Below are 25715 nucleotides of genomic sequence, written 5' to 3'. Positions count from 1 at the left end.
CACAGGCGCGGAGGGAGATGTGATAATTAAGGTTTTATGTCGTGTATGCGGGTTAAAGTAATGATTAGTAATTTAATTGACGAAATGTGTTGACTTATATTGACGTGCTTGGTATAGTAATAAAGCAGTCGGGAGCGAGACTTACTGAAACGCTTCAGACACCATGAACCTTGAAAACTGAACAGCGAAATGTCAACGAATTATCGTTTGGGAAGCCGGTTTTACCGGTGGAACAAACACAACAGATCTTAATCGATCTGATAGACATCTTAAATGATGCCAGTACGAATTGAGCAATCAATTCTCTGCTACAATTCATTCATTTGATGAGTGATTGTCTGAGTGGTGAGGTAAGGTGCAGCGCTAGGAAGCGAACGATCGAGGAAGGGAGCGTACTCAGGTACGTGACCGACTGAGAGAGTGAAGCTGACGACGTGATGTGCCTTGCATCGCCGCTCAGAACTTATGGAGAGTTTGATCCTGGCTCAGGACGAACGCTGGCGGCATGCCTAATACATGCAAGTCGAGCGAATCAATTGGAGCTTGCTCCTTTTGATTAGCGGCGGACGGGTGAGTAACACGTGGGCAACCTGCCCTGCAGATGGGGATAACTCCGGGAAACCGGGGCTAATACCGAATAATCAGTTCCTTCGCATGATGGAACTCTGAAAGACGGTTTCGGCTGTCACTGCAGGATGGGCCCGCGGCGCATTAGCTAGTTGGTGGGGTAATGGCCTACCAAGGCAACGATGCGTAGCCGACCTGAGAGGGTGATCGGCCACACTGGGACTGAGACACGGCCCAGACTCCTACGGGAGGCAGCAGTAGGGAATCTTCCACAATGGACGAAAGTCTGATGGAGCAATGCCGCGTGAGTGAAGAAGGTTTTCGGATCGTAAAGCTCTGTTGCGAGGGAAGAACACGTACGGGAGTAACTGCCCGTACCTTGACGGTACCTCGTCAGAAAGCCACGGCTAACTACGTGCCAGCAGCCGCGGTAATACGTAGGTGGCAAGCGTTGTCCGGAATTATTGGGCGTAAAGCGCGCGCAGGCGGTCCTTTAAGTCTGATGTGAAAGCCCACGGCTCAACCGTGGAGGGTCATTGGAAACTGGGGGACTTGAGTACAGAAGAGGAAAGCGGAATTCCACGTGTAGCGGTGAAATGCGTAGAGATGTGGAGGAACACCAGTGGCGAAGGCGGCTTTCTGGTCTGTAACTGACGCTGAGGCGCGAAAGCGTGGGGAGCAAACAGGATTAGATACCCTGGTAGTCCACGCCGTAAACGATGAGTGCTAAGTGTTAGGGGGTTTCCGCCCCTTAGTGCTGCAGCTAACGCATTAAGCACTCCGCCTGGGGAGTACGGCCGCAAGGCTGAAACTCAAAGGAATTGACGGGGACCCGCACAAGCGGTGGAGCATGTGGTTTAATTCGAAGCAACGCGAAGAACCTTACCAGGTCTTGACATCCCACTGACCGGCATGGAGACATGTTTTTCCCTTCGGGGACAGTGGTGACAGGTGGTGCATGGTTGTCGTCAGCTCGTGTCGTGAGATGTTGGGTTAAGTCCCGCAACGAGCGCAACCCTTAATCTTAGTTGCCATCATTCAGTTGGGCACTCTAAGGTGACTGCCGGTGACAAACCGGAGGAAGGTGGGGATGACGTCAAATCATCATGCCCCTTATGACCTGGGCTACACACGTGCTACAATGGACGGTACAGAGGGCTGCAAACCCGCGAGGGGGAGCTAATCCCAGAAAACCGTTCCCAGTTCGGATTGTAGGCTGCAACTCGCCTGCATGAAGCCGGAATCGCTAGTAATCGTGGATCAGCATGCCACGGTGAATACGTTCCCGGGTCTTGTACACACCGCCCGTCACACCACGAGAGTTTGTAACACCCGAAGTCGGTGGGGTAACCCTTAGGGGAGCTAGCCGCCGAAGGTGGGACAGATGATTGGGGTGAAGTCGTAACAAGGTAGCCGTATCGGAAGGTGCGGCTGGATCACCTCCTTTCTAAGGATATATGTCAGTGGAACATCCTCGTGATGATGAAGCTGCACATTCGGAAAAGAACCTTTGGTTCTTACGTTGACATTTTGCGTTCAGTTTTGAAGGTTTATATAGTTGCGTTTTTTATTGCGTGCTAAATATCTTCAAACTTGTTCATTGAAAACTGGATAAAACAACATTGAAGCAACAAATCAAGACAATCAACCGAGTCGGACGCGATTTTTGTGAGCCGAACAGCGATTCTTTTGTTCTTTCTTCTCAATCATCGCTGATTGAAAGAAGAACGTTAACTTTTTGGTTAAGTTAGAAAGGGCGCACGGCGGATGCCTTGGCACTAGGAGCCTAAGAAGGACGGCACTAACACCGATATGCTTCGGGGAGCTGTAAGTAAGCTGTGATCCGAAGATTTCCGAATGGGGAAACCCACCATCTTTAATAGGATGGTACGTATTTGTGAATACATAGCAAATACGAGGCAGACCCGGAGAACTGAAACATCTAAGTATCCGGAGGAAGAGAAAGAAAAATCGATTCCCTGAGTAGCGGCGAGCGAAACGGGAAAAGCCCAAACCAGGAAGCTTGCTTCCTGGGGTTGTAGGACACTCTATACGGAGTTACAAAAGGATGAGTTAGGCGAAGCGACCTGGAAAGGTCCGCCAGAGTGGGTAAAAGCCCCGTAACCGAAAATTCATCCTCTCCAGAGTGGATCCTGAGTACGGCGGAACACGTGAAATTCCGTCGGAATCCGGGAGGACCATCTCCCAAGGCTAAATACTCCCTAGTGACCGATAGTGAACCAGTACCGTGAGGGAAAGGTGAAAAGCACCCCGGAAGGGGAGTGAAATAGATCCTGAAACCGTGTGCCTACAAGTTGTCAGAGCCCGTTAATGGGTGATGGCGTGCCTTTTGTAGAATGAACCGGCGAGTTACGATTCCATGCGAGGTTAAGCAGAGAATGCGGAGCCGCAGCGAAAGCGAGTCTGAATAGGGCGAATGAGTATGGGGTCGTAGACCCGAAACCAGGTGATCTACCCATGTCCAGGGTGAAGGTAAGGTAACACTTACTGGAGGCCCGAACCCACGTACGTTGAAAAGTGCGGGGATGAGGTGTGGGTAGCGGTGAAATTCCAATCGAACCTGGAGATAGCTGGTTCTCTCCGAAATAGCTTTAGGGCTAGCCTCAAACGTTAGAATCTCGGAGGTAGAGCACTGTTTGGACTAGGGGCCCATCCCGGGTTACCGAATTCAGACAAACTCCGAATGCCGATGATTTATGTTTGGGAGTCAGACTATGGGTGATAAGGTCCATAGTCGAGAGGGAAACAGCCCAGACCGCCAGTTAAGGTCCCAAAGTATTCGTTAAGTGGAAAAGGATGTGGCGCTGCCCAGACAACCAGGATGTTGGCTTAGAAGCAGCCATCATTTAAAGAGTGCGTAATAGCTCACTGGTCGAGTGGCGCTGCGCCGAAAATGTATCGGGGCTAAACGAATCACCGAAACTGCGGATTGACACCTTTGGTGTCAGTGGTAGGAGAGCGTTCCAAGGGCGTTGAAGCTGGACCGGAAGGACTGGTGGAGCGCTTGGAAGTGAGAATGCCGGTATGAGTAGCGAAAGAAGGGTGAGAATCCCTTCCACCGAATGCCCAAGGTTTCCTGAGGAAGGCTCGTCCACTCAGGGTCAGTCGGGACCTAAGTCGAGGCCGATAGGCGTAGACGATGGACAACAGGTTGATATTCCTGTACTACCTCCCCACCGTTTGAGTGATGGGGTGACGCAGAAGGATAGGGTGAGCGCGCTGTTGGTCATGCGCGTCTAAGCAGTGAGGTGTGAAACGAGGCAAATCCCGTTTCTCTAACATTGAGCTGTGATGGCAAGGGGTGTATACCCTGGAGTCCCTGATTTCACACTGCCAAGAAAAGCCTCTAACGAGGTGGGAGGTACCCGTACCGCAAACCAACACAGGTAGGCGAGGAGAGAATCCTAAGGTGATCGAGAGAACTCTCGTTAAGGAACTCGGCAAAATGACCCCGTAACTTCGGGAGAAGGGGTGCTCTGGTAGGGTATATAGCCCGAGAGAGCCGCAGTGAATAGGCCCAGGCGACTGTTTAGCAAAAACACAGGTCTCTGCAAAACCGTAAGGTGACGTATAGGGGCTGACGCCTGCCCGGTGCTGGAAGGTTAAGAGGAGAGGTTAGCGCAAGCGAAGCTTCGAATTGAAGCCCCAGTAAACGGCGGCCGTAACTATAACGGTCCTAAGGTAGCGAAATTCCTTGTCGGGTAAGTTCCGACCCGCACGAAAGGCGTAACGATCTGGGCACTGTCTCAACGAGAGACTCGGTGAAATTATAATATGCGTGAAGATGCGCATTACCCGCGACAGGACGGAAAGACCCCGTGGAGCTTTACTGTAGCCTGATATTGAATTCCGGTGCAGCCTGTACAGGATAGGTAGGAGCCTGAGAGACCGGAGCGCTAGCTTCGGAGGAGGCAATGGTGGGATACTACCCTGGCTGTATTGGACTTCTAACCCTTGCCCGTGATCCGGGCAGGAGACAGTGTCAGGCGGACAGTTTGACTGGGGCGGTCGCCTCCTAAAGAGTAACGGAGGCGCCCAAAGGTTCCCTCAGAATGGTTGGACATCATTCGTAGAGTGCAAAGGCATAAGGGAGCTTGACTGCGAGACCTACAAGTCGAGCAGGGTCGAAAGACGGGCTTAGTGATCCGGTGGTTCCGCATGGAAGGGCCATCGCTCAACGGATAAAAGCTACCCCGGGGATAACAGGCTTATCTCCCCCAAGAGTCCACATCGACGGGGAGGTTTGGCACCTCGATGTCGGCTCATCGCATCCTGGGGCTGTAGTCGGTCCCAAGGGTTGGGCTGTTCGCCCATTAAAGCGGTACGCGAGCTGGGTTCAGAACGTCGTGAGACAGTTCGGTCCCTATCCGTCGCGGGCGCAGGAAATTTGAGAGGAGCTGTCCTTAGTACGAGAGGACCGGGATGGACACACCTCTGGTGTACCAGTTGTCTTGCCAAAGGCATCGCTGGGTAGCTATGTGTGGACGGGATAAATGCTGAAAGCATCTAAGCATGAAGCCCCCCTCGAGATGAGATTTCCCATTACGCAAGTAAGTAAGATCCCTCAAAGATGATGAGGTGGATAGGTCTGGTGTGGAAGCATGGCGACATGTGGAGCTGACAGATACTAATAGATCGAGGACTTTCCCAAATATAAGTTAAAGCATCGCGTGATTGTTTTGAGTTTCAATGTTGGTTTTATCCAGTTTTGAGTGAACAAGCTCAAGTTGTCTGGTAATGATGGCGAAGAGGTCACACCCGTTCCCATACCGAACACGGAAGTTAAGTTCTTCAGCGCCGATGGTAGTAGGGGGCTTCCCCCTGTGAGAGTAGGACGTTGCCGGGCAATTCATAAAGCGAGTCGAGGAATTCATTCCTTGGCTCGCTTTTTTGCATGCAGCATTTGTTGATTGCTGAACACATAGATTGGACGGTATTTTGTTTGTAGGTAATATTAGTGGGTGAAACTTAGGGCGTTGATGTGTTGTGTTGGATTGAGAATTCTCTCATGGAGTTTTGATGTTTATGAGCGGATTTTCGTGGTTTTGATCATAATTGTAGGGTTATGAGCGGAAGCCAGTCGTTTATGATCACATTGCAGGATTTAAGAGCAGAATCCTCGGACTTATGATCACATTCCGTGATTTAAGAGCGGAATGTTGGAGTTATGATCACTTATCACGACTTATGAGCGAATCCCCGGACTTATGATCACCAATCGCAATTCATAATCCAATCACCTGACAAAGGACGTTTTTCAGGAGAACCAATCCGACCAGCTGCCTGCTGGGCAATAGATTCACCAGCAGACGGTGAATTCACTTGTAATCACAACGTTTCCCCTGTACCATGAATCATGTAGAATGGAGGGGTGCCACATGAATCCTTGGGTAATGGTTTTAATTATCTTTGTAATTAATATTGTTTATGTAACTTTTTCTACCATGCGTATGATTTTAACGTTAAAAGGATATCGCTATTTTGCAGCCCTCGTTAGTATGATTGAAGTGGTCGTCTACGTAGTTGGACTGGGCTTAGTATTAGACAGTCTTGACCAGATACAGAACTTAGTTGCCTATGCACTCGGTTTCGGATCAGGAGTAGTTGTAGGGACTAAAATTGAAGAGAAAATGGCACTTGGCTTTATCACCGTTAACGTCATTACAGATGAGCTTAATAAAGAACTGGCATCGACGTTACGCACTAAAGGTTATGGTGTAACGGATTGGGCAGCCCATGGACTAGGGGGGAATCGTTCTGCGATGCAGATTTTGACCCCGCGTAAGTATGAACTGAAATTGTATACTTTGATTGCTGAGCTTGATCCTAAAGCTTTCATCATCTCCTATGAGCCTAAAACAATACGAGGTGGATTTTTGGTCAAGTCTGTTAAAAGAGGGAAGTTATTTAAGTGAGTCAACGAAAAACAGTGTGGTTTCAAGTTGAAGAACATGAGACGATTTCAGATTGTCTCGACCGGATGAAAGCGGAAGGCTACATGCCTGCAGGCCGGCGGGAAGAACCATTATTTGAAGAGCAGGATGGCAAATATGTGCCGATCCGTCAGATCATCCAATTGAAGGGTGTTCTGACGGATAGTGAATGATTAAGTCGAGGGATCCAAGGAGGAATTAGACGATGATTGAACGTTATACACGCCCGGAAATGGGAGCGATTTGGACGGATGAAAATAAATACAATGCGTGGCTGGAAGTTGAAATTCTAGCAAGTGAAGCTTGGGCTGAGCTTGGGGATGTTCCAAAAGAAGACGTGGAGAAAATCCGTCAGAACGCAGGCTTTTCTGTAGATCGGATCCTTGAAATTGAGAAAGAAACACGCCATGACGTTGTCGCGTTTACACGTGCTGTTTCTGAAACGCTAGGGGACGAGCGAAAGTGGGTTCATTACGGACTTACTTCCACGGATGTTGTAGATACTGCACTTTCATATTTATTGCTTCAAGCCAACCAAATTTTACGGGCGGATCTCGTGAGATTCATCGATATTCTTGCTGAAAAAGCAAAAGCTCATAAATATACGGTCATGATGGGACGTACGCATGGTGTCCATGCCGAGCCGACAACATTCGGACTGAAGCTGGCATTGTGGCATGAAGAGATGAAACGAAACTTAGAAAGATTTGACGCAGCAGCTGCTTCTGTCCAAGCAGGTAAGATTTCTGGGGCTGTGGGAACGTATGCAAACGTAGATCCGTTTGTCGAGCAGTATGTATGTAAGAAGTTGGGATTGACGCCAGCACCTGTTTCTACACAGACCCTGCAGCGTGATCGCCATGCACAATACCTATCAACTTTAGCATTGATTGCGACTTCGATTGAAAAGTTTGCGGTCGAAGTTCGCGGACTTCAGAAGTCTGAAACTCGGGAAGTTGAGGAGTTCTTTGCGAAAGGCCAAAAAGGATCTTCTGCAATGCCTCACAAGCGTAATCCCATTGGTTCTGAAAATATGGCAGGCCTCTCACGCTTAATGCGCGGGTATATGTTGACTGCTTATGAAAACGTACCGTTATGGCATGAGCGGGATATTTCCCATTCTTCTGCTGAGCGGGTGATTTTCCCAGATGCGACAATTACGCTGAATTACATGTTTAATCGTTTCGGCAACATCTTGAAGAACTTAACGGTTTATCCTGAGAATATGAAGCGTAATATGGATCGTACGCACGGCCTGATCTATTCGCAGCGTGTACTGTTGTCTTTGATTGATCAAGGGATGTCACGCGAGGCCGCTTATGATATCGTACAGCCTTTGACTGCTCAGTCATGGGACGAGCAGCGTTCGTTTAAAGAGCTTGTTAAAGGGGATCAGACGATTACTGACCATTTAAATGATGAACAGATTGATGAGTGCTTCGACTACAATTATCATCTGCAAAAGATCGATCTGATTTTTGAGCGTATTGGACTTAACTGATGAGGTGAAATTTATAGAAAAAGTGGACTGGCGAAAGCCAATCCACTTTTTTTTTTATTGGAGTGCACCCACGGACTTCAATTCCATTTTAACCTTCACGTCAAATTCCAATTCAGGGTAAATCGCTTTCCAATCATCGAGCACATGCTCATTGTGCAAACGAGAAGCCCGGTATTTCAAACCGAAACCGAAGGGATCCATATTTTTCTCCTGCATGTCCTTGAAGAGAGTCTTCACTTGTTTGGACAGTTCTTCTTCGATGATTCTATCGTACGTCCCCAACTTTTTCAAGGACAGTAGCTTGTTCGATTCATTGACGGATCCTATCGCTTTTATCTTCACGACTGCACGCGGTTTTTGGACACCTTTCTCCTGTATTTTGATTTTCATCGAGATTCGGTCCATGGTGAGGGTGAATTTGTACCCGGCGTTGTCAATCTGATATCCATATCCGGCAGAATTTTTTTTCAGTGAGTTATATAACTTGGTCTCCAGGAGGTTGAGCTCCACAGGTTCATGTTTATTTTTCAGGACAAGGGCATGATTCACTTCTAATTCAGTGCCGCCCCCATCCTTCTTAACGATGGGAAGCACGGTGCTTAAACCTTTCGTATCATAATCCCTCCGGAATTCGAACAGAAACGTGGTCGTGACGAATGGACTTTCGGTTCCTGTTCCGTCAAAATAATTATAAAGCGAGTTCTCGCCTGCAGATTCGAGTGTCGGCTGGACTTTCAGCACTTCTTCCGCGTTTGGTTTTGCAACAATCACATATAAGAGAGGTTGGACGTCCCCGCGGCGAACGAAATAATCCATCAAATGGAACAGATCTCCGGACAGGAGATCAGGGTTCAATGCGAGAATCTTTGTCTGACTGAAGTCCAGGACTTTGTCGGCTTTCGTATCGAGATAACGGATGGCTTCCGCTACAGAGTCGCTTTCATGTGTAATGAATGCATATTCGTTTTTAGTGACCGATTTCAAAGAAGCTATGGGTTTCGCGATTTTCAGAGTCACTTTGAATTTATCCGGATCCTCATCCCCCGGGTCCACCCCGATACCTACCACAAACGATCGTTTATCGACCCCTTTGTATGCACAGCCTGACAGGAAGGGGACGAACAGAAGCACCGCAGCTAAAAACAGAAGGGCTCCTTTTCTTCCATTCTTCATGAGGCTGCTCCTTTCTTGATGGCCCGCATTGTCAAAAAGAGGATAATGATAAAAATCGGGAGCGTATTGTAGTAGTACATGGAATAGAGGTATAGCTGGTGTTGCGTTAGCTGGACAGTAATCCAAAGACCGAGTGCACAGAAGATAGTGACAATCAGAAAAGGAGTAAAGTTCTGTTGCTTGAATTGTAAAACTTTCAGCCTGAGAAGGCTCGAAACCAGCCTATATGCGACATGCCAATGGATGATGATGCTCAGGAATGCAATTGTAACGAACAAGAACATGAAGATGAAAACGACGCGTTCCACAAAACCATATTTCATGCGGACAGAATCAGCGGACGAAGCCCAAGGGAACAAGAGCTGATCGATTTGGTCGAACCCCGAAAACCCGATAGGTATGAAATAAGAATTGATCAGCATAAATATGCCGACAGCACTGATCACAACCACGGAACTCTTGGAAATGTACTGTTTTTCTTTAAAGTATTTGTTGTATACAATCAGGTTCGCGCATCCCATGAACAGAAACATGCTTGCCGTGAATGATGTGTAGTCCGGCAGCGTATTGATGTGCATAACTGCCAGGCGGACTTGATCAAAATCCAGTTGCTTGCTTGTGAATAGCTTGAAAAACATCAGCAGGGCGATCGGCAGCATGAGAATGAAAATGATTTCCGTCGTGAAAAGTACACTTTTCGTCTTCAGGAGGACACCGAAGAAAACGGTGACCAATATGGACAACGTAATAATGTAAATGGACATGAGCGGTGTTAAGAATGTAATCAGTAAAAACACCGTCATGACCAGCGTAACCGTCCCGGCGATGAACCAGATGACCGCTAAGTAGATGGTGACAGGGATGCGGACCCAATGGGACGTATGCTTCGTCAATAAGTCAATCAGGTCCTGCCCAGGGAACTGGATGAAGAAAGCTACGGTCATGTAGGTGAAAAGGACCCCGGCGATAGCACCGAGAAGGATGGCGGTAAGGGCACCATCGTTCGAATGCAGCAACAGAAGACGCGGAACAGGTGTCGTGATGATGGCGAGCATATTTATGATGATCATATAGTACAGGAAACGGCTCATTCACTGCTCACCTTCTTTTCACTGCGTTTGCTTCTCCAGCCAATCCGGAGATAAGGCTGACCGAAGCTGTCAAGATTCGTCAGATGGAGAATAATCAGAAGCATGCCGGAAATCAGTCCGATGAGACCGAAGAAAGTCGTGAAAAAGATGAGAAGCAGCCGGCAGATCCGGACGACAGACCCCAACTCGATCATCGGGATGACAAACGTGGAAATTGCAACGATGGCAATTACCATGATGAGGATATTGGATGCCAATGCTGCCTCTGTTGCTGCCGTACCGAGAATCAGCCCCCCCACCGTAGTGGCAGCGGCGTTGATGGATCTCGGTAGCCGGACACTGGCTTCGGTTAAGAGTTCCACAAAAATCAGCATGATGATCGCTTCTATGTAAGAAGGATAGGGAACCCCGATCCGGCTGCCCGCAATCGACAAGGTCAGCTCAGTGCGCAAGATTTCAGGTGAATAGGCTGTGAATGCCACGTATAATCCGGGCAGCAGCAGACACATCATCAGGCCGGCCCAGCCCAGTAACGTGTTGTACACCGAAACGGCATAAGTATGATAGTTTTCTTCCATGGAAACCATGAAGTCGAAAAAAACTACGGGCAGAACGATGGCGAAAGGAGTATTGTCGACGAGCAGAATGATTTTTCCGCCCGTCAAGTTATAGACGATGCGGTCCGGCCGTTCGGTTATGATCGACATCGGAAACAACGAAAATTTACGGCTTGTCAGCCGGACCGCTAAATCCCCTGCGGATTGAATAAGGGGTTCATCCAGAGAACCCAGCTTTTCCTTAACGCGGCGCAATACATCGATATTCACTTCTTTTTCATCGTACATAATCGCGATTGTCATTTTGCTCTTGTCGTTCAACTGCTGGCTTTCGACGAAAAGACTGGGCTGATGGTAGTGTTGCCTAATGATGTTGACATTCGTTTCCAAGTCTTCACTTAAGGCCAGCTGAGGTCCGTGTATGGTTGTTTCCGCGATGGTCTGCCCTTGCATTGTGTTGCCGAGCCTGCGGATTTCGAGAAGGTTGAATGTTTCCTCTACGTAGACCAGGACGAATCCGGAAGTGAGCATGGTCAAGACATCATCGGTTGAAGGGAGGTCAATACGGTTCGGCAGCCCTTTGATATAGGCTGTGAACTTTTTCGAATCGGCCAGTTCGAAGAAGGGTTTGATGACCGTTTGCTGAAGCACCTCTCCGTTGGCCACTGTTTTTATGTAGAGCAGGTGGGCTTTGGCTTCCTCAATTGCGAGCGGGACGTGCAGGACATCGAAAGAAGAGGGCAGTGCCTCAGTCAATGTTTTCATGAAAACCGGCATTCCCTGTGTATCGTTCCCGTCTGTCATTGCCATCCCTCCTGTTCTTTCATGCTTATGCTGTACACAGCTTAACCAGAAAGCAGGGAATCTATTCCTGACTGGGAATGGATGGAAACCTAAATTAAAAAGTTCATAAACCACATATTCTGCTTATGGAAGCTGGATACAACTTCTGAAACGCAAAAAACATCATGAATTCCCTGGAACAATAAACCGCATCCTGTTTTGAACCGTATAACCGGCTGCCCGACCATTTCGCCCTTTCAAGTGCGTATTTCACTGAAGTATTGACACTGCTTTCATCGATCCAATGCAATCAGGAGAGGTACGACCGGCATCATGAAGAGCATCTGAATTTCGCCATGAATGCCTTCGTTGCGAAGAACGAGGAAGCGGTCAAGGAGCTGAAGAAGTGGGAATTTTGTTCCTTCCCGTGTCGGAAGCCGGTACGATTCGTTCATATTCATCGATCACTCCACAGCGCTCGATCCGCTTTGACCGCCTATATCATAACAAAGAAAAACCATCTGGAAATTTCCCCAGTCCGCGAATGGGCAAGGGATTTCCAGATGGTTTTATTGACGTGAGTAACTTTCTTCTGACGCTATCCTGACTCATTCTGCGATACACATCCACGCACTAAAAAAGGTTGTTTGGAAAAATCGAGTAATCCTTCCGAACCCGGCTTCGCGCAACAATTCCTCAATCGCACCAGGCGATACGAATGACAGCGCGCGAACTGTCTGTTCCATTTCCAGCACTTGAGCTTCGGACAGTGAAGATCGGTCAATCCAACTCTGCCGCCACAATCCGAATAATTGATCGAATGACGGATCATTCCGATCCCCTGTCATAGAAGCGATTACGAAAGGTGCACCGGGCTTCATCCTCAACCGAATCTCCTGCAATAATTCCAATTTCGCCGCATCACTCTCAATAAAATGCAATACAAGCAAACACGATGCTGCGTCATATAAGTTCTCTGCACGTATATCCGCAGCACTCCCCGCGACATAGGTCACACGCCCGGTTCCAAATCGACCCTGGACTTTATCGCGCGCTTCTTTCAGCATTGGTTCGGATGGATCCGCCGCTGTAAATGACCAAGCCGAATTGCTCTCGGCAAACTCCAGTAATTCATTGCCGCCGCCAGCGCCAACCACTAGAACTTCAGCGTTCTCTTTCGTATGCATCCGAAGAGCCGTATTCGCGAGCCGGACGAGTCCGTCATACGTCGGCAGTGTTCTGCGAATGCCTCTATCGTATTCGGTTGCCGTATCTGCATCGAAAGTTAATCGTTCTGTCAATGAAATCACTCCCCTAAAGTTCAGTGCTCTACATTTTCGCTATGAAGCCCCGCAGTTCCTTCATTCACTATCTATTCACACTTTCCAAGCTATGGTAGGATAAATGTAGCAAAGGACGATAAAGGAGACGATCTTAATGTGGAACGCGGAAGAAATCGCTTCACAGATTGCCGTCATTGACGGGAAAGAAGCGCCGGATTTAATCATCACGAATGCCACGTACTTACATTCAATTTTAAAGCAATGGAAAACCGGTACGATTTGGATTAAACAAGGGCGCATTCTTTATACTGGTGAACGCATGCCGCCGCTGACTGAAGGCGCTGAACTCATCGATGCAGCAGGCAAATGGATTGTCCCAGGATACATAGAACCGCACGTACACCCGTTTCAGCTGTATAACCCGGAAACGTTTGCGCAATTCGCGGCTCAGCACGGGACCACAACTTTTTTAGCAGATAACTTAATGCTGCTGATGTCCATCAGCCAGGAGCAAGCATTCACGCTGCTTGACGAATTGAAAGAATTGCCATTTTCCTTTTACTGGTGGGCGCGTATGGATTCGCAGACGAATTTGCAAAACGAAGCGGAAGTGTTTGCGCCTGAAAAAGTTGAGGAATGGCTTAAGCGCGACGATGTCCTTATGGGTGGCGAGTTAACAGGATGGCCGCGCCTGCTAAAAGGCGACCCTGTCATGACGGAATCGCTCCAAAAAGCGAAACAACTAGGGAAAAAAGTTGAAGGACATTTCCCGGGGGCGTCCGAGCGCACGCTTGCACGGATGCGACTGCTTGGTGTGAACGGCGACCACGAATCGATGACAGCAGATGAAGCGGAAGCACGCTTGCTGCAAGGCTACGCGGTAACACTTCGTGAATCATCTATTCGACCGGACTTAAAACCGCTGCTTGAAGGCATTCTTGAAAAAGAACTGAATGTGTTTGATCATCTTATGATGACGACAGATGGATCTCCGCCGCTGTTTCACGAGGACGGTGTGATGGATAAATGCATCCGAATCGCACTCGAAGCAGGCGTAGACCCGATTGATGCCTACCAAATGGCATCCTATAATATCGCGAGGTACTATGATATCGATGACTTACATAGTGTAATAGCACCTGGACGTTTTGCGACACTGAACTTTTTATCCGACATCCGGGAACCGAACCCGACTGACGTGCTATCGAAAGGGGTCTGGCTGAAGCGGGATGGACAAGCACGTATGGAATTCAACAAAGCGGATTGGTCCGTTTTCCTGAATTTCGCTCCAGATTTTGAGCTTACCCAGGAAGACTTAACGGCAACGGAACCAATCGGCATCGATATGCTGAATGATGTCATCACGAAGCCATACGAGACTACCGTCGATCTGTCCGCTGAGAAATTGGAAGACGCTCACGATGAATCGTTTCTGGCGCTCATTGACCGGAATGGAAAATGGCGGGTGACTGCTGTCATTAAAGGGTTCGCACGCTCCGTTCAAGGACTTGCATCTTCGTATTCCAATACCGGAGACATTATTTTAATCGGGAAGGACAAGAACGAAATGCTTCGAGCATTCCGCCAATTAAAAGAAATAGGCGGAGGAATCGTTCTAGCTGAAGATGAAAAGGTCCTATGCGAGCTGCCTCTTTCAATAGGCGGCAGTCTATCCGATCAGCCTATTGAGGTTCTTCGTGAACAAGAGCGTGAATTCAAGCAGGCGTTAAGCGACAGAGGATACGAAAAAGGAGACGCAGTTTACAGCTTGCTCTTTCTTCAATCCACCCATCTGCCATATGTTCGTGTTACGCAGCTAGGCGTTGCAGATGTAATGAGAAACAAGGTTTTAATACCAATGACAGAACGATAGGAGAGCCGCTATGAACGCATCGAAAGTACTTTTCACCGCTTTACTCGTTGGACAAATAATGCTCGTCGGCTGTTCAAAAGATCAAGAAGAGCAGCCCGCAACTGAAGTTGAAGCAGGTGAAACAAGCGAAACAGTAGAAACTGTCGCACAACCGAGTGCTCCATTTTCTGGAATGGCAGTGGAATCCGGGGATATGCGGCCAATTCTTGCGACGGTTAATAATCATCCGCTGGCACGTCCGCAGTCGGGGTTAAGCCAGGCGGATATTGTCTATGAGGTGTTCGCTGAAGGGAATATTACCCGGCTCCTTGCACTTTATCAGAGCCAGCTTCCTGAAGAAATCGGTCCGATTCGCAGTGCCCGTGATTATTTCATCGAAATTGCGGATGGACTGGATGCGTTCTATATCGCGCATGGCTATAGTCCGGATGCTCACGCATTGCTGAATGAGGGAGTTGTCGACAACATCAATGGCATGCAGTACGATGGCTCGTATTTCATCCGCTCGAAAGAACGGAAAGCGCCGCATAACTCTTATATTTCAAAAGAGCATATCGAAGATGCAATGGACGACCTATCAATTGACACGGAGCTCCGAGAAGTCCCGCCGCTTTCGTTCCATCCTGATGCGGATAGTGCTAAACTAGGAGAGATTGCAACTGCAATTGTCGTCGGTCATCCGGATCCCAATTTCACGAGCACGTATACATTTGACCCTGAAACTAAAACGTACGAGCGTACCGTGAATGGAATCATTACAACAGACAAGGCGGACGACAAAAAAGTAACTCCTGCAAATATTTTAGTTATGGAAGCCCCTTATACAACCATAGATGCTGAAGGAAGACAATCGCTGGATTTAACAAAAGGCGGTCCTGCGATTTTGTTTCAGAATGGCGTCGCGCTGACACTTGAGTGGAAACAGATTGATGGCGTGATTACACCTGTACAGAACGGGGTACCTGCAAAATTAGTACCTGGTCAGACGTGGGTCCATATCGTTCGGGAACAATCGATTGGCAATACAACGACCTATACCCCTTAAGGACGGAGGCTGTTTCTAATGCTGGAAAAAATAAAAGACGAACAGACCGATCAGCTGTTTCGCGCGATATTAGAGTTAAAAGATTTGGATGAATGCTATGCGTTCTTCGATGATTTGTGCACAATCGGAGAGGTTCAATCCCTGGCACAGCGTCTGGACGTAGCAGTCATGTTGAAAAAGAAGCATACGTATGACAAAATTCAGAACGAGACGGGTGCGAGTACGGCTACCATTTCAAGAATTCGGCGTTGTGTCGATTACGGATCAGGCGGCTATAACTTAATTGTCGACCGTATGAATGAGCAATCTGAAAAAACAACTGAAGAAAACTAACCAAAAAACCGGGAACAGCTACTGGCTGACCGGTTTTTTCATTTGTCATAGGCGCCAACGAGAATCGGCACGTGTTTTTTGCTATAATGAATACACATAAATACGAAAATGCAGGTGACTGAAAATGGACTATCGAACTTGGCGTCATGCCTTTAAATTAGATCCCGCAAAAGACATTTCAGACGAGGCGCTCGAGCAGCTCGCAGAATCGGGAACAGATGGAATGATCATCGGGGGAACTGACAATATCACGCTTGAAGGGGTACTCGATCTGCTCGCACGCTTGCGGCGTTACGCAGTGCCACTGGCTCTGGAAGTATCAGACGTGGATGCTGTCACATTCGGCTTTGACTATTACTTCATTCCGACTGTCTTAAATTCAACTGACGTGAAGTGGATGAACGGCATCCATTTAGATGCGCTGAAAGAATTCGGTCATATGATGAAATGGGAAGAAGTCGCAACAGAAGGCTACTGCATCATGAACCCGGAGTGCAAAGCTGCCCAGCTGACAGGGGCAACAGAAGTGCCAACGAAGGAAGATGTCGTCGGATACGCCCGGATGGCGGAGCATTTATTTAAACTGCCGATTTTTTACTTGGAGTATAGCGGAACCTATGGAGATCCTAAACTTGTCAGTGCGGCAGCATCCGTGCTGGATGAAACCCGGCTCGTTTATGGCGGAGGAATTCGTACTGCAGCACAAGCCGCGGAAATGGCATCAATTGCCCATACAGTTGTGATCGGCAATGTTATCTATGATGATTTGAAGAAAGCACTCGAAACGGTGGACGCGGTAAAAGCGGTTACCAGTCCCAAGTGATTTCGTGTATAATGAAGAACAAACGTTCCTAAAAGGCGGTTATAAATTATGAAAGAACTCGCACAAGATTTATTGACGGGCATGAACCCTGAACAGGCGAAAGCGGTGAAGAAAACAGAAGGTCCTTTGCTCATTATGGCGGGAGCGGGATCTGGGAAAACACGAGTATTGACGCATCGAATTGCGTATCTCGTCATTGAGAAAAACGTGTATCCATCTAAGATTCTTGCCATCACTTTTACAAACAAAGCGAGTCGGGAAATGCGTAATCGAATCGATGGATTACTCGGTGAAGGTTCAGGCGACCGCATGTGGGTCTCGACCTTCCACTCGATGTGCGTGCGGATTTTGCGTCGCAACATTGACCGAATCGGCTTTTCCAAGACATTCTCCATTTTGGACTCCTCAGATCAGTTATCTGCTATTAAATCAGTCCTGAAAGAACAAAACCTAGACCCAAAACAATACGACCCGCGGACATTGCTTAACATTATCAGTTCTGCAAAAAACGAATGCATCGATGCAAAAGAATATCGGGCAGGTGTGAACGAATCGAACCCGTACGACCGTGTCATCGCAGATGTCTTTGATGGCTATACAAAGAAACTGCGGAAGAACCAATCACTCGATTTTGACGATCTCATTATGCTGACACTGCGGTTATTCGAGCAAGTTCCAGATGTGCTTGAGTTTTATCAAGACAAGTTCCAGTACATTCATGTCGATGAATACCAGGATACAAACCATGCCCAATACCGCCTGGTACAAATGCTTGCGGAGAAGTTCCGCAATATTTGTGTCGTCGGTGATTCCGATCAGTCCATCTACAAGTGGCGCGGCGCCGATATCGGCAACATTCTGTCGTTTGAAAAAGACTATAAAGACGCAGAAGTCATTTTACTCGAACAGAACTATCGCTCGACCCAAAACATTTTACAAGCAGCCAACGATGTCATAAAAAATAATGAAAGCCGCTATGACAAACGGCTGCGGACAGATAATGATGAAGGGGATTTCATCACCGTTTATAAAGCGACCGATGAGAAAGATGAGTCGCAATACGTTGTCCGTAAAATCATTGAGCTGCAGCAGGAACAGGGGTTTTCACTCGACCAGTTCGCGGTTCTTTACCGGACGAACGCGCAATCACGGATGATTGAGGAATACTTAGTGAAGTCGAATCTGGAATATACGATTGTCGGCGGCACGAAGTTCTATGATCGCAAAGAAATCAAAGACTTGCTCGCATACTTGCGGCTCATTGCGAATAACGAAGATGACCTTGCACTTGCGCGGATCATTAACGAACCGAAGCGCAGCATTGGAGCCACATCGTTTGAACGGATGGCCAGATTTGCGATTGAAAACGACCGGTCCATTTTCGATGCGATGCAAGAGCTGGACTTCATGGGTCTGACGAAAAAAGCAGCAGTGGAATCAGCGAAGTTCCGCGATTTGATCCAAAACTTTACCCAGATGCAGGAGTTTTTGTCTGTCAAAGAACTGACGGAGCAAGTGTTGGATAAAACCGGATACCGCGCGATGCTCGAACGCGAAAAAACGATTGAATCGGAAAGTCGTTTAGAGAACATCGACGAGTTTTTATCGGTTACAGAAGCATTTGAAAAAAGGGCAGAAGAAGATGAAGGCGACAAATCACTCGTCGCGTTTTTGACGGATCTGGCACTCATCGCAGATATCGACTCTCTCGATAAAGAAGAGAACCAATCGACAGAAAAAATCGTCTTAATGACGACACACTCTGCAAAAGGTCTGGAGTTCCCAGTCGTTTTTGTAATTGGTATGGAAGAAAATATTTTCCCGCATGCCCGTTCGATTGGAAACGAAGAGGAAATGGAAGAAGAACGGCGTCTTGCGTATGTAGCCATTACACGTGCAGAGCAGAAGTTGTTCATGTCTTCTGCTTCAAGCCGAATGCTGTACGGCAAATTCAGTTACAACAATCCATCTCGATTTATTAACGAGATTTCTGATGAAGTCATCGAAACAGAGAACGCTTCTGGCGGTTTCTCAATCGGCGGATCACGCAATGATGAACCAAAACGTGCGGCTGTGAAAAAGCCTGTCTACAAAACAACAGGCGGGGAAAAGCTAGGATGGTCAGCGGGCGACAAAGCCGCGCACAAAAAGTGGGGTACAGGCACGGTTGTCAGCGTCAAAGGTTCAGCGGACGACGTTGAACTCGACATCGCCTTCCCGGAAGTCGGCATTAAACGATTGCTTGCGAAATTTGCACCGATAGAAAAAGTGTAAGAGGAGGAACGCAATGTGAGCAATATTAATGAGCTTGAAAAGCGTGTGCAAGAATTAAATCAGCTGCTCACCGAGTATGGACGAGCGTACTATGTGCTCGACAAACCGGTTGCTACAGACGCGGAGTACGACAAACTGATGCAGGAACTGCTCGCGATTGAAGCAGACAACCCTGATTTAATCTACCCGGATTCCCCGACTCAGCGAGTGGGGGGAACCGTGCTGGAAGGATTTACAAAAGTGGAGCACGATTATCCGATGCTCAGCTTGTCCAATGTGTTTAACGAAGAAGACATTCGTGAATTTGACCGTCGCGTGAAAGAAGCGGTCGGCGAAAAAGTGTCTTATATATGTGAACTGAAAATTGATGGACTTGCGGTTTCATTGAAATATGAAAACGGTCGATTTGTCCAAGGATCTACTCGCGGTGACGGAACTGTTGGAGAAGACATTACCGCGAACTTGAAAACGATCCGTTCCATCCCGCTGAAACTGAGTGAAGCCATCAAGATCGAAGTGCGTGGCGAAGCCTACATGCCGAAAAAGTCATTTGTCCGTTTGAACGAAGCACGTGACGAAGCGGGCGATGAACCATTTGCGAATCCGCGGAATGCGGCAGCGGGTTCACTGCGCCAGCTCGATCCGAAAATTGCGGGGAGCCGGAATCTTGCTGTGTTCCTATACGGAATTGGCGGTGACGGTGAAGCATACGGTCAGGCAACACACTCAGAAGCACTCGACTATCTCGACAAGCTTGACCTTGTGACAAACCATGAACGCAAACGGTGCAAGTCGATCGAAGACGTGATTGAATACGTCAACAGCTGGGGAGCGAAGCGTTCCGATTTAGATTATGAGATTGACGGCATTGTCATTAAAGTCGACAGTTTCGAAGATCAGGAACAGCTGGGATATACAGCGAAAAGCCCCCGCTGGGCAACGGCTTACAAGTTTCCCGCGGAAGAAGTTGTAACGAAACTGCTCGACATTGAGCTGAGTGTCGGCCGTACAGGAACAGTGACACCGACTGCAATATTGGATCCGGTTCGCGTCGCAGGAACGACAGTTGGACGCGCGTCACTTCATAACGAAGATTTAATCCATGAAAAGGATGTCCGCATTGGAGATTACGTGACGATTCGAAAAGCGGGTGACATCATTCCGGAAGTCATCGGACCGCTCGTTGACAAACGGACGGGGGATGAAGAGCCGTTTGACATGCCGGAAAATTGTCCGGTCTGTGATTCGGAACTCGTGCGCATTGAAGGGGAAGTCGCACTCAGATGCGTGAATCCGCAATGTCCTGCCCAGTTGAAAGAAGCGCTCATTCACTTTGTCTCGCGTAATGCGATGAACATCGAAGGGATAGGCGAGCGCGTCGTCGACCAATTGTATACAGCGGAACTTGTCAAAGACTTTTCGGATTTATACGGACTAACAGAAGAACAGCTGCTGCAGCTTGAGCGGATGGGGGAGAAGTCGGCATCCAATCTTATCGCTGCGATTGCTGCTTCCAAAGAAAATTCGCTGGAGAAACTGCTGTTCGGTTTCGGCATCCGTCACGTTGGAGAGAAAGCGGCAACACTGCTTTCTCGTGAGTTTGGCTCGTTAGATGGATTAATGGCGGCAGAACCGGAACAGCTGCTGGCGATTCACGAAATCGGAGAAAAAGTGACAGATGCCATTGAAACGTACTTCTCCAACGAAGACGTAGTAGAAGTCATTCAGAAATTGAAAGATTACGGCGTCAACATGGATTACAAAGGCCGCACCCAGCAGGAGATTCCGGATGAAGGTCCTTTCGTAGGTAAAAAAGTGGTCTTAACAGGGAAATTATCCATCTTGACACGGGGCGAAGCGAAAGAGAAAATTGAAGCGCTTGGCGGCGAAGTGAGCGGAAGTGTCAGCAAAAAGACGGACCTCGTAATTGCTGGGGAAGACGCAGGATCTAAGCTTGCAAAAGCGGAAGAGCTCGGCATTGATGTGTGGGACGAAGCGAAACTCATTGACGTGCTGGAAGTAAAGGAGTAAACAACTAGATGAAAAGGTTATTCACAATACCGGCAGTCGCTTCTGTCCTGTTCCTTGGCGGGTGCATCCCGTCAATCGGACCGGAAAAAGATGAAGTCATTCAAGAAAATGAAGACGTCCAGCAAGAGACCGTCCTCATTCCAGAAGTGCAGCTGAATGAGACATACTATCGAACGCTGCTGCCATTTAAAAAGAGTGCAAGCCGCGGACTAATCGTCAACCAGGTATACAGCAAGTATGATATTGGCGAGGTTGAAGAGGGACTCCTTCGATTGTCAGCTAAAAAGTTCGATCCAAAAGATCACTTTTTCCAAGAAGGCCAGTTCATTGATGAAAAAACAGCGATTCGCTGGCTGTCCAGAAGTTCTAAGTTCGATGAAGGCTTAAACCCGCCGATCAACGATAAGATGTCCCCTCAAGATATTAGCGAAAAAGCGCCTGTCTATTTGGCGCATATCGTTGAGCAGGACTACTACGTGAAAACGGGTGATAAAAAAGTGGGGCTGGCGGGCATTTCAATTGGTCTTGCTATGAACTCAGTGTTTTATCAGCGCGATGCCGCGGAAGCGAAAATTCCAGACAAGACGATTCAAGAGCAGGGGATGAAAATGGCTGAGACCATTGTCCAGCGAATGCGCAAGATTGAGGGAGTAGGAGATGTGCCGATTACAATCGGTCTCTTCAAACAGCAGCCGCGCAGTTCAATTGTTCCTGGAACGTATTTCGCAACCACAGTTGTTGATAAAGGAAAAGATGCGCCTTCAGGCTGGAAAGAAGTGAATGAGAAATTTGTGCTGCTTCCTGCTGCATCGACGGATAATAATTATCGCGATGCGAACTTGACGTTTGAAAGTTTAAAGCAAGACGTGAACGATTATTTCCCGGGGTTTGTCAGTATCGTAGGAACAGCATTTTATAGCGATAACAATCTCAAATCGCTTAAAATCAGCATTCCAATCCAGTTCTATGGCAAAAACGAAGTGGTCGCACTGACGCAATATATGACATCACTAGTGTTGAAATATTATCCGGATATTGAAGTCGAAGCAAGCATTACTTCGAATAATGGTCCGGAGGCATTAATTATGAAAAAGCCGGGTGAAAAGGAACCAACTGTACACATCTACTCATATTGAGGATAGGAACTTTTCATCATCTGCTTGAGGTGTTATGATTAATCGTATTGTACAAAAGCCAGGAGGAGAGACTATGTCCAATTTTACTAAAGAGGATATCCAGTATTATGCGAATTTTGCACGGATCGATATGCCAGACGCAGAAGCGGAGAAGTTCGCGACTCGTTTGGACACGCTGCTTGAGTTTTCTGATCGACTAAAGGAACTTGATACGGCAGATGTGGAACCGATGACACATCCGCTTGCAATCGTAAACGTATTGCGCGAAGACACGCCTGAAGACATTCTCGACCGTGATGAGATGCTGAAGAGTGTAGAAGACCATGAAGATGGTCTGATTAAAGTACCGAATATCCTAGATTGACCTGTATAGAGGAGGAAATGACTTATGGTAGTAAACAAAACTGCGTCTGAACTTCAGTCTCTTTTACATAGTCGTGAACTATCGGTTAAAGAACTAACTGAAGCTACACTGCAAACTATTGAAGAAAAAGATAAAACCATTCAGGCCTTTCTAACTGTGACTGGACCAGAAGCTCTTGCTGCTGCCGAACAGTTGGACAACCTTCCTGATGACAAACGCGGCAGCCTATTCGGTATGCCCATTGGAATTAAAGACAACATCATCACTCAAGGCATCAAAACAACATGTGCAAGTAAAATGCTGGAAAACTTTGTACCAGTATATGAAGGAACAGCGACAGAACGCGTTAAAGAAAGTGGAATGGTTATCGTTGGCAAGCTCAACATGGACGAATTCGCAATGGGTTCTACAACTGAGCACTCTGCCTTCAAGATTACACGTAACCCGTGGGACTTAGATCGTGTCCCAGGCGGATCTTCAGGCGGTTCTGCAGCGGCAGTTGCTGCTGGACAAGTACTATTTTCACTAGGCTCTGATACAGGCGGATCTGTCCGTCAGCCAGCTGCTTTTTGCGGAGTTGTTGGTATGAAACCGACATACGGCCGTGTATCACGTTCTGGACTTGTGGCATTCGGATCTTCTTTAGACCAAATCGGACCGATTACAACAACAGTTGAAGACAACGCAATGCTGCTCGGTGCAATTGCGGGAGCAGATTATCGTGATGCTTCAGCATCTGAAAAGCCGGTTCCAGATTTCCGTACGTCATTGACTGGAGACATTAAAGGCTTGAAAATAGCCGTCCCTGCCCGCTATTTAGGTGAAGGTGTCGATCCAGAAGTACGCGAAGCTGTTAAAAAGGCAATTGGTGTTCTTGAATCACTAGGAGCACATGTGGATGAAGTAGACCTGCACTATTCACGCTATGCTGCGCCAACTTACTATGTAATTTCGTCTGCAGAGGCATCCTCAAACCTGGCTCGTTTTGACGGCATCCGTTACGGTTACCACCCGGCAGATGCTAAAAACTTGAACGAGATCTATTTGCGTTCGCGTTCTGAAGGCTTCGGAGAAGAAGTGCGCAAGCGTGTTCTTTATGGTACGTATGCGCTTAGTGCCGGTCATCATGAAGACTTGTATGAGCGTGCACAAAAAGTACGTACATTAATCGCTCAAGACTTCCAAAATGTCTTTAAAGAATATGATGTCATCGTTGGACCAACGAGTGCAACGAACGCATACAAACTAGGCGAGACCATTAAAGATCCGCTGACATTGTATGCAAATGACTTACTGACTACACCTGTAAACCTTGCTGGCATTCCAGCAATTTCGGTTCCGTGTGGTTTTGCAGATGGACTTCCAGTCGGCTTGCAAATCATCGGAAACCATTTCGAAGAAGCGATGCTCTATAAAGTGGCGCATGCTTACGAGCAAGCGACAGAATTCCACAAACAGACACCGCCTGCTGGGGAGGGGAACTGATTATGAACTTTGAAACGATTGTCGGACTTGAAGTCCACGTAGAACTGAAAACAGATACGAAAATCTTTTCACCGGCACCTGCCCACTTTGGCGCGGCACCGAACATGAACATTCACCCGACTGACCTTGCGTATCCAGGCACGTTGCCTACGATGAACAAACAAGCAATCGATTTCGGGATGAAAGCTTCCATGGCGTTAAACTGTGACGTTGCACGTGTGATGAACTTCGACCGCAAGCATTACTTCTATCCGGATAATCCAAAAGCGTACCAAATTTCACAAGATGACCGTCCAGTCGGCGCAAATGGCTGGATTGAAATTGAAGTGGATGGCTATAAAAAGAAAATCCGCATTGAGCGTGTGCACTTAGAAGAAGATGCAGGCAAACTGACGCACTCTGATAACGGATATTCTCTCGTAGACTTGAACCGTCAAGGAACGCCGCTTATCGAAATCGTTACGGAAGCGGACATTCGTACACCGAACGAAGCATATGCTTTCCTTGAGAAATTGAAAGCAATTATTCAATACACAGGTGTTTCTGACGTACGAATGGAAGAAGGCTCACTTCGCTGTGACGCTAACATTTCATTGCGTCCATATGGTCAAGAGGAATTCGGAACAAAAACAGAGCTTAAAAACTTGAACTCATTCAACTTCGTGCGCCGCGGAATCGCTAACGAAGTCGAGCGTCAAGAGAAGGTATTGCTTTCCGGAGAGAAAATTGTCCAGCAAACGCGCCGTTATGATGAAGCAACAGGTCAAACGATGTTAATGCGCATCAAAGGAAGTGCGAACGACTACCGTTTCATTAATGATCCAGATCTGCCGGAAGTTGTTATCGACGAAGATTGGATTGAACGCGTACGCGCAGAAATTCCAGAGCTTCCAGATGCACGTAAAAACCGTTACGTTAATGAACTGGACTTACCTGAATACGATGCGCATGTGCTGACATTGACGAAAGAAATGTCTGATTTCTTCGATGAAACCGTGAAAGCTGGAGCGGATGCAAAACTTGCATCCAACTGGCTCATGGGCGGAGTATCCGAATACTTGAATGCTGAAGGCAAAGAGTTGAAAGAAACCCCTATTACGCCTGCTGGGCTTGCGAGTCTTGTGAAGCTCCTATCAGATGGAACGATTTCATCGAAAATCGCTAAGAAAGTATTCAAAGAGCTTGCTGAAAACGGCGGAGATGCTGCAGTAATCGTGAAGGAAAAAGGACTTGTCCAAATTTCCGACGAAGGCACGCTGCGCAAAGTGATCGGTGAGATTTTGGATGCAAATGAGCAATCCATCGAGGACTATAAAAACGGTAAAGACCGTGCTGTAGGATTCCTGGTGGGTCAAGTCATGAAAGCAACGAAAGGGCAGGCGAACCCGCCGCTCGTTAACAAACTGCTGCTCGATGAAATGAGCAAACGATAACTAGACACC

Annotated in this window: 18 protein-coding genes and 3 rRNA genes; 16 read left to right on the top strand and 5 right to left on the bottom strand. The window is 47.6% G+C overall.

Annotated features, from left to right (window positions below; all coding sequences use genetic code 11):
- The first annotated feature begins 462 nt into the window (after positions 1-462).
- From PGH26_RS12715 to purB, 6 genes are all read left to right on the top strand, one after another.
- Positions 463-2014 (top strand): 16S ribosomal RNA (locus tag PGH26_RS12715).
- A gap of 293 nt (positions 2015-2307) precedes the next feature.
- Positions 2308-5239: ribosomal RNA gene (locus tag PGH26_RS12710) — 23S ribosomal RNA — on the top strand.
- 79 nt (positions 5240-5318) lie between these two features.
- Positions 5319-5434 (top strand): 5S ribosomal RNA (rrf, locus tag PGH26_RS12705).
- Together the 16S, 23S and 5S rRNA genes form the textbook arrangement of a ribosomal RNA operon.
- 532 nt (positions 5435-5966) lie before the next feature.
- Positions 5967-6503, top strand: a complete 537-nt coding sequence (locus PGH26_RS12700) for a DUF2179 domain-containing protein (RefSeq protein WP_323691420.1) — start codon at positions 5967-5969, stop codon at positions 6501-6503.
- The gene (locus PGH26_RS12695; RefSeq protein WP_323691419.1) at positions 6500-6694 is read left to right on the top strand and encodes an NETI motif-containing protein; all 195 of its coding nucleotides are present in this window, start codon (positions 6500-6502) and stop codon (positions 6692-6694) included. The genes PGH26_RS12700 and PGH26_RS12695 overlap by 4 nt, the downstream gene beginning before the upstream one ends.
- Before the next feature lie 32 nt (positions 6695-6726).
- Positions 6727-8022, top strand: a complete 1296-nt coding sequence (gene purB / locus PGH26_RS12690; RefSeq protein WP_323691418.1) for an adenylosuccinate lyase — start codon at positions 6727-6729, stop codon at positions 8020-8022.
- Positions 8023-8076: 54 nt separating this feature from the next.
- Here purB and PGH26_RS12685 read toward each other — a convergent pair whose 3' ends face one another.
- From PGH26_RS12685 to PGH26_RS12665, 5 genes are all read right to left on the bottom strand, one after another.
- Positions 8077-9195 carry a Ger(x)C family spore germination protein gene (locus PGH26_RS12685; protein ID WP_323691417.1) on the bottom strand — a complete coding sequence of 373 codons (1119 nt, stop codon included), beginning with the start codon at positions 9193-9195 and terminating at the stop codon, positions 8077-8079.
- On the bottom strand, positions 9192-10286 hold the full coding sequence (locus tag PGH26_RS12680) for a GerAB/ArcD/ProY family transporter (RefSeq protein WP_323691416.1): 1095 nt from the start codon (positions 10284-10286) through the stop codon (positions 9192-9194). The genes PGH26_RS12685 and PGH26_RS12680 overlap by 4 nt, the downstream gene beginning before the upstream one ends.
- Positions 10283-11647, bottom strand: a complete 1365-nt coding sequence (locus PGH26_RS12675; RefSeq protein WP_323691415.1) for a spore germination protein — start codon at positions 11645-11647, stop codon at positions 10283-10285. The genes PGH26_RS12680 and PGH26_RS12675 overlap by 4 nt, the downstream gene beginning before the upstream one ends.
- Positions 11648-11919: 272 nt before the next feature.
- Positions 11920-12087 (bottom strand): hypothetical protein, encoded by a 168-nt coding sequence (locus PGH26_RS12670; RefSeq protein WP_323691414.1) that lies wholly within the window; start codon positions 12085-12087, stop codon positions 11920-11922.
- Between the two features lie 147 nt (positions 12088-12234).
- Positions 12235-12927 carry a class I SAM-dependent methyltransferase gene (locus PGH26_RS12665; RefSeq protein ID WP_323691413.1) on the bottom strand — a complete coding sequence of 231 codons (693 nt, stop codon included), beginning with the start codon at positions 12925-12927 and terminating at the stop codon, positions 12235-12237.
- Positions 12928-13063: 136 nt separating this feature from the next.
- On the opposite strand from PGH26_RS12665, the gene PGH26_RS12660 reads away from it, so the two are divergent.
- From PGH26_RS12660 to gatB, 10 genes are all read left to right on the top strand, one after another.
- Complete coding sequence (locus PGH26_RS12660) at positions 13064-14782, top strand: adenine deaminase C-terminal domain-containing protein (protein ID WP_323691412.1); 1719 nt, start codon at positions 13064-13066, stop codon at positions 14780-14782.
- A gap of 10 nt (positions 14783-14792) precedes the next feature.
- Positions 14793-15827 (top strand): DUF3048 domain-containing protein, encoded by a 1035-nt coding sequence (locus tag PGH26_RS12655; RefSeq protein WP_323691411.1) that lies wholly within the window; start codon positions 14793-14795, stop codon positions 15825-15827.
- Positions 15828-15845: 18 nt separating this feature from the next.
- Positions 15846-16160 carry a YerC/YecD family TrpR-related protein gene (locus PGH26_RS12650; protein ID WP_323691410.1) on the top strand — a complete coding sequence of 105 codons (315 nt, stop codon included), beginning with the start codon at positions 15846-15848 and terminating at the stop codon, positions 16158-16160.
- Positions 16161-16284: 124 nt separating this feature from the next.
- Positions 16285-16983, top strand: coding sequence for a heptaprenylglyceryl phosphate synthase (gene pcrB / locus PGH26_RS12645; RefSeq protein WP_323691409.1), 699 nt, complete (start codon positions 16285-16287; stop codon positions 16981-16983).
- Positions 16984-17031: 48 nt separating this feature from the next.
- Complete coding sequence (gene pcrA, locus PGH26_RS12640; protein WP_323691408.1) at positions 17032-19257, top strand: DNA helicase PcrA; 2226 nt, start codon at positions 17032-17034, stop codon at positions 19255-19257.
- 24 nt (positions 19258-19281) lie between these two features.
- Positions 19282-21288 (top strand): NAD-dependent DNA ligase LigA, encoded by a 2007-nt coding sequence (ligA, locus tag PGH26_RS12635; RefSeq protein WP_323693526.1) that lies wholly within the window; start codon positions 19282-19284, stop codon positions 21286-21288.
- A gap of 8 nt (positions 21289-21296) precedes the next feature.
- Entirely contained in the window at positions 21297-22424 is a 1128-nt protein-coding gene (locus tag PGH26_RS12630; RefSeq protein WP_323691407.1) for a CamS family sex pheromone protein, read from the top strand.
- Positions 22425-22497: 73 nt separating this feature from the next.
- Positions 22498-22788, top strand: a complete 291-nt coding sequence (gene gatC, locus PGH26_RS12625; protein WP_323691406.1) for an Asp-tRNA(Asn)/Glu-tRNA(Gln) amidotransferase subunit GatC — start codon at positions 22498-22500, stop codon at positions 22786-22788.
- A 24-nt stretch (positions 22789-22812) separates the two neighbouring features.
- Positions 22813-24273, top strand: a complete 1461-nt coding sequence (gene gatA, locus PGH26_RS12620) for an Asp-tRNA(Asn)/Glu-tRNA(Gln) amidotransferase subunit GatA (RefSeq protein WP_323691405.1) — start codon at positions 22813-22815, stop codon at positions 24271-24273.
- A 2-nt stretch (positions 24274-24275) separates the two neighbouring features.
- Positions 24276-25706: an Asp-tRNA(Asn)/Glu-tRNA(Gln) amidotransferase subunit GatB gene (gene gatB / locus PGH26_RS12615; protein WP_323691404.1), complete on the top strand. Its 1431-nt coding sequence runs from the start codon at positions 24276-24278 to the stop codon at positions 25704-25706.
- Positions 25707-25715: the final 9 nt, after the last annotated feature.

This window comes from Sporosarcina jeotgali (assembly GCF_033304595.1).
GTDB classification, from domain to species: Bacteria; Bacillota; Bacilli; order Bacillales_A; family Planococcaceae; genus Sporosarcina; species Sporosarcina jeotgali.
This window is presented reverse-complemented; position numbering and strand designations above follow the sequence as displayed.

Bases quoted from the DNA above. Each gene is read 5' to 3' on its own strand.
- purB (WP_323691418.1), top strand. From the start codon at position 6,727: ATGATTGAACGTTATACACGCCCGGAAATGGGAGCGATTTGGACGGAT.
- gatA (WP_323691405.1), top strand. From the start codon at position 22,813: ATGGTAGTAAACAAAACTGCGTCTGAACTTCAGTCTCTTTTACATAGT.
- PGH26_RS12655 (WP_323691411.1), top strand. From the start codon at position 14,793: ATGAACGCATCGAAAGTACTTTTCACCGCTTTACTCGTTGGACAAATA.
- PGH26_RS12700 (WP_323691420.1), top strand. From the start codon at position 5,967: ATGAATCCTTGGGTAATGGTTTTAATTATCTTTGTAATTAATATTGTT.
- pcrA (WP_323691408.1), top strand. From the start codon at position 17,032: ATGAAAGAACTCGCACAAGATTTATTGACGGGCATGAACCCTGAACAG.
- PGH26_RS12685 (WP_323691417.1), bottom strand. From the start codon at position 9,195: ATGAAGAATGGAAGAAAAGGAGCCCTTCTGTTTTTAGCTGCGGTGCTT.
- PGH26_RS12660 (WP_323691412.1), top strand. From the start codon at position 13,064: ATGTGGAACGCGGAAGAAATCGCTTCACAGATTGCCGTCATTGACGGG.
- PGH26_RS12675 (WP_323691415.1), bottom strand. From the start codon at position 11,647: ATGACAGACGGGAACGATACACAGGGAATGCCGGTTTTCATGAAAACA.
- gatC (WP_323691406.1), top strand. From the start codon at position 22,498: ATGTCCAATTTTACTAAAGAGGATATCCAGTATTATGCGAATTTTGCA.
- PGH26_RS12650 (WP_323691410.1), top strand. From the start codon at position 15,846: ATGCTGGAAAAAATAAAAGACGAACAGACCGATCAGCTGTTTCGCGCG.
- PGH26_RS12630 (WP_323691407.1), top strand. From the start codon at position 21,297: ATGAAAAGGTTATTCACAATACCGGCAGTCGCTTCTGTCCTGTTCCTT.
- gatB (WP_323691404.1), top strand. From the start codon at position 24,276: ATGAACTTTGAAACGATTGTCGGACTTGAAGTCCACGTAGAACTGAAA.
- PGH26_RS12670 (WP_323691414.1), bottom strand. From the start codon at position 12,087: ATGAATATGAACGAATCGTACCGGCTTCCGACACGGGAAGGAACAAAA.
- pcrB (WP_323691409.1), top strand. From the start codon at position 16,285: ATGGACTATCGAACTTGGCGTCATGCCTTTAAATTAGATCCCGCAAAA.
- PGH26_RS12680 (WP_323691416.1), bottom strand. From the start codon at position 10,286: ATGAGCCGTTTCCTGTACTATATGATCATCATAAATATGCTCGCCATC.